The organism is Flavonifractor sp. An112 (assembly GCF_904377885.1).
Classification (GTDB): domain Bacteria; phylum Bacillota; class Clostridia; order Oscillospirales; family Oscillospiraceae; genus Flavonifractor; species Flavonifractor avicola.
Map to the genome: position 1 here is coordinate 1 of NZ_CAJFGT010000100.1, position 7,352 is coordinate 7,352.

7 protein-coding genes are annotated in these 7,352 nt (G+C 63.2%); 2 read left to right on the forward strand and 5 right to left on the reverse strand.

Going from position 1 to position 7,352, the window contains the following annotated elements; translation table 11 throughout:
• A partial coding sequence (locus IHN22_RS11925; RefSeq protein WP_191435584.1) for a SufB/SufD family protein occupies positions 1-682 on the forward strand: 682 nt, incomplete at its 5' end.
• On the forward strand, positions 666-1,085 hold the full coding sequence (locus IHN22_RS11930; RefSeq protein ID WP_191435586.1) for a PaaI family thioesterase: 420 nt from the start codon (positions 666-668) through the stop codon (positions 1,083-1,085). The genes IHN22_RS11925 and IHN22_RS11930, both read left to right, overlap by 17 nt.
• A gap of 45 nt (positions 1,086-1,130) precedes the next feature.
• Here the strand turns inward: IHN22_RS11930 and IHN22_RS11935 are convergent, their stop codons facing one another.
• The 5 genes from IHN22_RS11935 to IHN22_RS11955 all read right to left on the reverse strand — a co-directional run.
• Complete coding sequence (locus IHN22_RS11935; RefSeq protein WP_191435588.1) at positions 1,131-1,451, reverse strand: hypothetical protein; 321 nt, start codon at positions 1,449-1,451, stop codon at positions 1,131-1,133.
• Positions 1,452-1,502: 51 nt separating this feature from the next.
• On the reverse strand, positions 1,503-3,890 hold the full coding sequence (locus tag IHN22_RS11940) for an S-layer homology domain-containing protein (protein WP_191435589.1): 2,388 nt from the start codon (positions 3,888-3,890) through the stop codon (positions 1,503-1,505).
• Positions 3,891-4,102: 212 nt separating this feature from the next.
• Positions 4,103-4,882, reverse strand: coding sequence for a sulfite exporter TauE/SafE family protein (locus IHN22_RS11945; protein WP_087268916.1), 780 nt, complete (start codon positions 4,880-4,882; stop codon positions 4,103-4,105).
• Between the two features lie 6 nt (positions 4,883-4,888).
• On the reverse strand, positions 4,889-6,052 hold the full coding sequence (locus tag IHN22_RS11950) for a 6-phosphofructokinase (protein WP_242961171.1): 1,164 nt from the start codon (positions 6,050-6,052) through the stop codon (positions 4,889-4,891).
• A gap of 13 nt (positions 6,053-6,065) precedes the next feature.
• Positions 6,066-7,352, reverse strand: a 1,287-nt coding sequence (locus IHN22_RS11955) for a lactate racemase domain-containing protein (protein ID WP_191435591.1), incomplete at its 5' end; no start/stop codon positions are given.

Consider the following 7,352-nt stretch of genomic DNA (forward strand, 5'->3'; position numbering starts at 1 on the left):
GTACAACGACTTCTTCATCGGCGACGACTGCGACGTGGACATCGTGGCCGGCTGCGGCATCCACAACACCGGCTGCGAGACCAGCCAGCACGACGGCGTCCACACCTTCCACATCGGCAAGAATTCCAAGGTTCGCTATGTGGAGCGCCATTACGGCGACGGCGAGGGCACCGGCAAGCGGATCATGAACCCCCAGACCATCGTCTACCTGGACGAGGGGGCCTCCATCAACATGGAGTCCACCCAGATCCGGGGCGTGGACTCCACCAAGCGGGAGACCCGCATTGTGGTGGGCAAGGGGGCCGAGGCCGTTATCACCGAGAAGCTGCTCACCCACGGTCAGCAGACCGCCGAGAGCGACATGGAAATCATTCTGGACGGCGAGGACGCCACCGGACGGGTCATCTCCCGGTCCGTGGCTCAGGACAACTCGGTTCAGGTGTTCTACCCCAAAATGACCGGCAACACCAAGTGCTTCGGCCATGTTCAGTGCGACTCCATCATCATGGGCAACGCCAAGATCTCCTCCATCCCCGCCATTGTGGCCAACCATGTGGACGCTCAGCTCATCCACGAGGCCGCTATCGGGCGCATCGCCGGAGACCAGATCCTGAAGCTGATGACCCTGGGTCTGACCGAGCAGGAAGCGGAGGAGAAGATTCTGGATGGCTTCCTTCAGTGATATTCAGCGGGTGGTCAACGGCGAGGGCCACTTCGCTCCCTACAACCATATTACCGTCACCCGCATCGAGGGTCGGGAGGCGGAGGGCACTCTGGAGGTCCGCCCCGAGAGCCTGAACCCCATGGGCATCGTCCACGGCGGTGCCCTGGTGGCCCTGGCGGACACAGTGGCGGGCTGCGCCGCCTTCACCTGCGGCAAGGTGTGCGTCACCCTGGACTGCTCCATGCAGTACCTGGCCCCCGGTACCGGCAGCCAGATCCACTGCCTGGCCACCCCCAAAAAGCTGGGCAAGACCATTCTGGTCTACGACGCCGTTCTGACCAACGACCAGGGCCAGACAGTGGCTACCGGCACCTACACCTTTTTCGCCAAGGAAACCCGTATTGAGGACGCCCCCTTTTAACGCGCAAAGCGGTGGTGCTGCCACAGGCAGCACCACCGCTTTTCTTTACCCATCCTTCAGCAGCTCCCCCAGCCGCAGCAGGGCGGCCAGCAGCACCAGCAGGGAGGCCCAGAAATTGACCTGGCCTCCCTGCTCTTCCCTGCCCTTCACACCCAAGCAGAAAAAGTACCCCAGAGCCAGTACCACCAATACAGAGCTGATCTGCCGCAGCCCCGTCACATCGGGGGCTTTTCCGTTGCAGCACAGCCCCCGCCGCTGTTTGTCCAGGGCCAGCCAGGACAGACAGATGGACCCCAGCAGGATACTGAGAAAAAACAGGGATTTGTCCGCCGTTTTGATCTGTTCCTGCAATACCTGATCTTGCATAAAAAGCCCCCCTCCCACCAGTTTATCGGTGGGAGGGGGGCTTTGTGACGCTTACACGCCGGGATTCTGGGTAAAGTGGATGGTGTAGGACTGCTCCTCGCTCTCGTTGCCGGAGGCGTCCTTCAGGGCGCCGGCGGCCAGATCGAACTGGAAGGTGCCCTCCACATACTTGTTGCCGTTGTGGTTGGTAACGGTGATGTGGAGCTTGGTGGGATCGGCCTCGTCAATGACGAAGGTGCCGAACTCATGGCCGTCAATGGTGATGTGCTGGGTCTGATCCCCGGCAACCACCGCCTCGCTGAGGGTGACGGTGAGGCTGGTAAACTCCTGGCCCTCGTCAAAGCTGACGGTGGCCCCGTCCTCCACCACCTGATCGTCAATGGCAAAGCTCACCACGGTGGGAGCAGTGGTGTCCAGAGGCACAGACACGTCGGAGACGGTCATCTCCTCCTCCACAAAGTACATGGAACCGAACTGGTTGCCCGCCTTGTCCTTCACGGAGAAGTAAAAGGTCATGGGGCTGCCGCCGGCGGCCTGACGCAGCAGGGCGGTAGCCACGGGATTCAGCGTGATCTCCCACTTCTGCTCGCCCTGGGTGTCGGTGTACACGCTGGTGTAGCCCAGGCCGCTCTCCTCGTCCAGGAAGTCATAGCTCTTGGCCTCCACGGTGAACTCGGGGAAGCTGGCCTCCAGGCTGTGGTCGATCTCCAGATAGGCCAGCTCGCCCTGGTCGGACACGGGCACGGTGAGGGTCAGGGTGTCGTCGTCGCCCAGCAGGGTGACGCTCTCCTTCTCCAGCACGGGGGCGGTGATGTCGGCCTCGGCCTCCTGCTCAAAGGCCACGGTCCAGACATAGTAGGGGGTGCGGCCCTCGTCGTCCTTCAGGGCCACATGGCGGCGGGCGGTGAGGTAGCCGGCGCTGTTGCCCTCGGCGTCGTAGATGGCCTTGTTGTAGCGCATACCGTCGCCCAGCTTGGCGCTGTTGAAGTCGAAGGTCCAGACAAACTCGGTCTCGTTGTCCACATACAGGTTGGTGATCTGGACGTCGCCGGAGATGGCGTAGCCCGCGGCCTGGAGGGCCTCGTTGTTCACCGCGTCACCCTCGGGGGTAGAGGAGCTGCCGATCTTGGTCAGCACGTCCTCCTCCATGGTGTACAGGGCCTGGTCAAACTGAATGGTGACCTTGCCCTCCTCTTCGGAAACCTGGGTCACGGCAGGGCCGGCCTGGACAGGAGGCACCTGGCCGCCGTCGCCGTCACCATCGCCGTCACCGTCAGAGCCGCCGGAACCGCCGCCGTTGCCACCGCCGGAACCACCGGAGCCGCCGGAGCCGGGGCCGCCGCCATTGCTGCCGCCGTTGTTATTGTCGCCGCCCACCTGGTTACCTTCGCTGTCGGTAGGCTGATCCACGCCGTCGGTCACCTCCAGGCTGCCGGGCAGCTTGCCGTCCAGCACCACGCCGTCGGCGTTGACGGAGGCCTTGCCGATGGTGCCCTGGTTGTCCACCTGGGCGGCGGCGTTGAGGGACAGTTCCTCCACGGAAGCGTCCTTCTCCACCGCCAGCTGAGCCTCGGCGTTGACGCTCAGGTAGTCGGCGGAAGTGCTGCCGGAGAGGGTCAGCTCCACGGGAGCGTCCACCTTCACGGTGGCGGCGGTCAGGTCCTGAGCGGTGACCTTGGCCCCGGCGCTGCCGGGAGCCACCACCAGACCGGCTGCCTGGCCGGACACCTCTACCTGGGCGCCGCTGCGGGCGGCGGACTGACCGGCGTTAACCACCACAAAGCGGCCCTCGTCCTCCGCCTCCACCTGGGCGGAGCCGGTGATGTAATCGCTGACGGCCTTGTCCAGCAGCGCCATGGTGGACGCGCGGTCAATGTTGGCCATGGGCGCCAGGTGGGAACCGTCCTCCACGCCGGACAGAATGCCCAGCTGGGCCAGAGGGGCCAGATACCCGGCGGCCCAGCCGGCGGCGTCGGTGCCGTCCACAAACTGGCCCAGGTCGGGTTCCTTCTCCTCACGGATACCCATGGCCCGGGCAAACATCACCATGGTCTCCTGCCGGGTGATGGTCTGGGTGGCGTTGCAGTTGGTCCCGTCACCCTCCAGAATGCCGGCGGCGGTGCACTTCAGAATGGCGTCGGCGTACCACTCGTCCCCCTTCAGATCGGCGTAGCGGTTGGGCGCCTTCTCACTCAGGCCCAGCAGCCGCACAAAAATGGTGGCCAGCTCGCCCCGGGTCAGGTTGGCGGCGGGCCGGAACAGGCCCTGGTCGTCTCCCTCCACCAGGCCGGCCTCCAGCCAGCGGTGAATGGAGTCGGCCGCCCAGCTCTGGCCCACGTCGGGCAGGCTGGTCTCTCTGGCGGCAGCCAGGGCGGGGGTGCCCATGGACAGCCCCATGGACAGGGACAGCAGCAGGGCCAGCGGTTTCTTTGCTTGCATGGGTAAATTCCTCCAAGTTGCAGTTATTGATAAAATATGGCGCATTTGCTCTGCAAAAATTCCATACTGGTTTGGTATTATACCATGTCATGCTCCAGTGTCAAGGAATTGGGGCAGGCCAAATGTTTCCACCCATACAGGCATAAAAAGGGGACCCATCCCGGCATCACTGCCGGAACGGGTCCTGAGGAAAAGAGGAGAAGAACGTGAAGTCACACAAAGCAGCGGATCAGGTTGTATACGCTGATGCCGGTGATGACCAGCAGCAGCCAGAAGAACAGCTTGTCCACGGCCTTGTTGTCCATACGGCGGCTGAAGCTGCGGCCCACGGTGCCGCCCACCACGCCGCCCACCACCATGGCGATGAGGACGGGCCACTCAAAGACGGGCACGCTCTGACCGATCACGGTGTTGAGGAAGCTGGCGCCCTGAGAGAACAGGATGACGTACAGGGAGTTGAGGGCGGCGGTCTTGGAGTCCATGGAGAAGAAGTAGTAGAGCACCGCCAGGTTGATGGGGCCGCCGCCGATGCCCAAAAAGGAGGACAGCACGCCCAGGGCCAGGCCGATGAGGACGCAGGCCGCCCCGTTCTTCACATCCAGGGTGCGGATGCGGGGCCGGTTCAGAGTGTAGGCCAGCACGCCCAGGGTAAGGAGAATCATCAGCACCTGCTGGGCCACCGAGACGGCGGAGCCGCCGGCGTCCTTCACGATGTCGAAGAGCTGCTTGCCCACAATGCCGCCTACGGCGGCGCCGATGGCCAGCAGGGTACCCCGGCGGGGCTCCACCTTCACCTCGCCGCCGATGCTGCGCAGCATGGAGGTGATGGTCATGGCCAGCACGGTGCAGCCGGACAGAAAGCTGATGGTAGCCACCGGCAGGCCGGACACAGCGTCCAGCACCGGCTTGATGATGACGCCGCCTCCTACCCCGCTGATGCCTCCAATGGTAGTTGCCAGGATACAGACCAGGAAGTTAAAGAGGATCTGCATGGCGGCTTACCGCAGGGAGATAAACCGGCTGTCGTAAGCGCCCAGCAGGGGCTCGCAATAGGCCTTGAACTCGGGCTTGATGCTGGCGCCGTCCTCGCCGATCCATTCCAGGGGGAACTTCTTCTCGGCGTTGGCCACCTTCTCCAGAGGGATCAGGCAGGTCTTGGAGGAGTAGGGGTTCCGAGTGGTCTCAAAGCCCACCATGAAGCCGGTCTTGCCCTCCACGGCGGAGCGGACGGCGCAGGCGCCGGCCTCCTCGGCCTCCTTCTGGTCGATCTCGGACATGAGGCTCACGCTCACACGGCCCAGCAGGCCGGGCTTCTCGGACCGGGACTTCAGGCCGGTCTCCTGCATGATCATGTCGCTGAGCGCCTGGGCGGCGCCGCCGGGCACCTTGTGGCCGAAGCCGTCCACCACGCCGGAGTCGGCCACGGGGGAGCCGTCGGCATAGTGAATGCCCTCGGAGATGGTCACCAGAAGACCGCGGCCCTTGGCCCACTTCTCCTTGACAGCGGCAAGGAATTTCTCCTTGTCGAAGGCCACCTCGGGCAGGTACACCAGATGCTCGCAGGGCATCAGGTCGGCGTACAGGGCGGAAGCGGCGGTGATCCAGCCGGCGTTGCGGCCCATCATCTCCATCACCACTACGTGGATGGGCAGGGCGGACACGTCCTGAGCCAGCTCCAGAGCGGAGACAGCGGCGTACTTGGCAGCGGAGCCAAAGCCGGGGCAGTGATCGGTGACATCCAGATCGTTGTCGATGGTCTTGGGGATACCGATGACGCGCAGCTCATAACCGGTCTCCACAGACAGGTTATAGATCTTGTTGCAGGTGTCCATGGAGTCGTTGCCGCCGTTGTAGAAGAAGTAGCGGATGTTAAACTTCTTGAAGCACTCCAGCACGGCAGGATAGTCGGCGTCGGTGAGCTTGCGGCGGCAGGAGCCCAGGGCGGAAGCGGGGGTCTTGGCCAGCAGGGCCAGATCCTCATCGGCAAACTTGCCCAGGTCGATCAGGTCCCCGGCCAGGATGCCCTCAGCGCCGAAACGGGCGCCGTAGATGGTTTCGATCTCGCCGTGGAGCTTGGCCTCCCGGACAGCCCCCAGCAGGGAGCTGTTGATCACCGGGGTGGGGCCGCCGCCGTGGGCGATGAGCATATTTCCTTTCAGCATGACAGTGCCCTCCTTACACGTTGCTCAGATCGTCGTCCTTCATGCACAGATGGACGGCGCTCAGCTTGAAGGTCTGGGGCAGAGCCAGGATATTGGGGTTGGGGCCCACAAACTTTTTCTTGGCGTCCTCCAGGGCCTCCTCGAAGGTAGCCCGGGTCTTGAGGCCCATGCCGCGGGCAATGCCGGGCTCCTGAGCGCCCACGATGTAGATGGCGCTGGTGTTCATCTCGGCAATGTGGCCGCAGCTCATCATGGAGAAGCCGTGGAAGGGATGGAAGGCATTGCAGAAGCGGTACTTGCGGATATACTCCTGATTGGTGGCGAAGTACTCGCCGTACCGGTCCATATCGGGCAGGATGTTCATATAGTCGTGCTGGAACATCTCATACAGCTCCCGCAGGTAGGGCCACCGCTCGTCGTGGAAGTAGCCGTTGCAGATGGAGGAGCAGATGATGACGCAGTTGTCCTTCATGACACGCTTGTGGCGGATGACCTGAGCGGAGAGAGCCTGCATCATCTGGATGGGGTTGGTGCCCATGCCGTTGCCGTAGTGGAAGTTCTGGGGCATACCAAACACCATCACGTCGTACTTCTTCTCGGCGAAGGGGACATAGGTGCGCTTGTTGGCCAGCTTCCAGGACTCAGGCTGCATCACCTTGGCGTAGCCGGAGTAGATGGCGATCTGGCGGGAGTAGGTGTCCAGCACGGCGTCGCAGCAGAAGAAGGGGTGGCCCATCTTCTCCTCCATATGCATACCGATCTCGTCGAACTTGGTGCGCATCAGGGAGTGGCCGGACACGGGGGTGAAGTCGTCCCGGTGCATGACCTTGGGCACGTGGTGGCTGGCAATGCTCCGCCAGTGGGTGATGCCGGTGGCGCAGTGCTTGTAGCCGCCGGAGTAGCCGCCGTAGGGGTTGCCCTGGGTGTGGCCGATGAGGATGGGAATGTCGCAGTCAAAGACATACTTGTTCATCAGCACGGGGTCGCCCCGCTTGGTGGTGCCCAGGTCCACCATGTGCTCATAGTCCTCGGAGTCATGGCTGGTGATCTGGTTGGTCCAGTAGAACTCGTTGAACAGCTCCTCGCCCAGGATCTGCTTCATCTCGGACACGGTGGCACGGGGATGCAGGCCGTTGGAGAACATGAACAGGATGTCCTTCTTCTCCACGCCGGCGGCGTACAGCTCATCCAGGCAGGCCCGGATGGACACCTTCCGGTGGGAAGTGGGCTGGCAGCCGCCCTTCACGATGTCGGGGATGACGAAAACCACGGTCTTGCCGGGAGCGGCCAGCTCCTTCAG